Raw genomic sequence first — 2,446 nt, forward strand, 5'->3', positions numbered from 1 at the left:
GCTGCCGTTGAACAGCCGGTGATTGCCAGACCCAGAAGCATGATCGCGCAAATGCCCGCCGAGGTATTCCCTGCTCGCTGGTGCCACGAATGGGTCATTCTGCTCCCTCAAATGTAACAATCAAGGTACCTGATTGGTCTGTAAACAATAGACCAATTCGAAGGCCAGGAAAAAACTAATGACACGATCCAAAGTCGAGTTCACCAACAACCAGAACCACAAACTTGCAGGTTTGCTGGAATTGCCGAACCAGGGTAAGCCCCGGGCGATGGCGCTATTTGCCCATTGCTTTACCTGTGGCAAGGATATCGCCGCCGCTTCCCGTATCGGTCGGGCTCTGGCGAAGCATGGCATTGGCGTATTGCGGTTTGATTTTACCGGGCTTGGCAACAGTGATGGGGATTTTGCCAATACCAGCTTTTCTTCAAACATCGAGGATCTGTTGTCGGCCAGTCAATTTCTAGAGGAGTATTACCAGGCACCCCGAATCATTATTGGCCATAGCCTCGGAGGTGCAGCAGTACTGGCGGCCGCACAGCGTATGCCATCGGTGGAAGCGGTTGCCACTATTGGCGCTCCGGCCACGGCCAATCACGTTCAGCATCTGTTCGACGGCAAGGCGAATGAGATTCAAGAGCTTGGCCAGGCCGAGGTTACACTGGCCGGCCGGACGTTCAATGTAAAATCGCAGATGCTGGATGACCTGGTGAAATGGAATACCCCGGACCACATCGGCAATCTCCGCAAGGCGCTGATCATCTTTCACTCGCCGGTTGACCAGATTGTGGACATCAGCGAAGCAGCCACTATTTACCAAGCGGCAAGGCACCCCAAGAGCTTTATTTCTCTCGATGATGCCGATCATTTGCTTTCAAGGGCGGTGGACGCAGAGTATGTTGCGGATATGTTGGTGGCCTGGTCAAGCCGGTATCTGTGAGGCCAGTGCTTTGGCAAGCTGCTGCAGTTCCTATGCGCGTTCAAGGCTGTTCAGGAATCGCTTCGGAATACCGGCAAGGCCCACCTGCGTCGGGTCTTACTCATGTTGGTTGGTGCTTTTCTGCTTTCACTTGAGCGCAAGCAGTTATCCTGCACAGCAGGATAACTGCTTTACATCCTTGCTGAAGGTTTGCGCACAGAGCTTGAGCCCCTCCACCATCGTCAGGTAGGGAAACAGCTCATTGCCGATGTCTTGCACCGTCATACCGGCCCTTAGCGCCATAACCGCTGTCTGGATTAGCTCACCGGCCTCTGCCGTGACCGCCTGTACACCCAGCAATCTGCCCGAATCGCGCTCCGCAACCATCTTGATAAAGCCATGGGTGTCGAAATTGACCAGTGCACGCGGCACGTTCTCCAGCTCGAGTACACGGGTATCCACACTGAAGCCTTGCTCAAGTGCCTGGGCTTCCGTCAGCCCAGCGGTGGCAACCTGCGGGTCGGTAAACATCACGCCCGGCACGGCACTAAGATCCAGAGTCGCCTCGCCTCCGGTCATGTTGATGGCGGCTCGACTACCTCCGGCAGCGGCGACATAGACAAATTGCGGCTGATCGGTGCAGTCACCGGCGGCATAGATACCGGGGACCGTGGTTTGCAGATGCTCATCCACCTGAATCGCACCACGGGAGGTTTCCACGCCGATGCCTGCCAGGTTCAGGGCTTCGGTATTGGGCGCCCGGCCGATGGCCACCAGTAGTTGGTCGGCTCGCAAGGTACCGCTATTGGTGTCGACGGTGAACTCATTGTCACTGTAGTCCACGCGGCTGGCCTGGGTCTGCCTGAGAACCTCAATGCCCTCACGCCTGAACGCTGCTTCTATGGCGTCACCGATGGCCGGGTCTTCACGAGACAGCAGGCGACTGCGGGCCAGCAAGGTGACCTTGCTGCCCAGCCTGGCAAAGGCTTGAGCCAGTTCCAGGGCAACAAAACCGGCACCGATCACAATCAGCCGTTCCGGTATCGTGTTCAGCACCAATGCACTGGTGGAGGTCAGGTAGGGCGTTTCGGCCAGCCCCGGTATCGGCGGCTGTGCCGGGCGGGCGCCAGTGCCGATAAAGGCGCGGTCAAAGTGAACAGCTTGCTCGCCGCCATCGTTCAGCTTGACCACCAGGTTATTGGCATCGACAAACCGGGCCTCACCTTTCAGAACGGTGATGGCTGCGTGGTCGCGCAGTATGCTCTCGTACTTGCTATTGCGAAGCTCCTCGACCCGTGCCTGCTGTTGCTGAACCAGTTTCGCCCGGTCTACCTTCGGAGCATTCTGGGCGCTCACCCCGTCGTCAAAGGGGCTCTCCTTGCGCAGGTGCGCAATGTGCGCGGCGCGGATCATGATCTTCGAAGGTACGCAGCCGATATTAACGCAAGTACCGCCGATGGTGCCGCGCTCGATCAGGGTAATGTGCGCGCCGCGTTCCGCGGCCTTCAGGGCGGCTGCCATGGCTGCGCC

2 protein-coding genes are annotated in these 2,446 nt (G+C 57.8%); one reads left to right on the forward strand and one right to left on the reverse strand.

Translation table 11 applies throughout. The annotated features are described in order from the left end of the window. The first annotated feature begins 178 nt into the window (after positions 1 to 178). Entirely contained in the window at positions 179 to 937 is a 759-nt protein-coding gene (locus IBX51_RS14950; protein ID WP_291832123.1) for a S9 family peptidase, read from the forward strand. A gap of 144 nt (positions 938 to 1,081) precedes the next feature. On the opposite strand, the gene merA is transcribed toward IBX51_RS14950, so the two are convergent. After that, on the reverse strand, positions 1,082 to 2,446 hold a 1,365-nt coding region (merA, locus tag IBX51_RS14955; RefSeq protein ID WP_291832124.1), incomplete at its 5' end, for a mercury(II) reductase.

It is taken from the genome of Marinobacter sp. (genome assembly GCF_014859525.1).
Taxonomy (GTDB): Bacteria; Pseudomonadota; Gammaproteobacteria; order Pseudomonadales; family Oleiphilaceae; genus Marinobacter.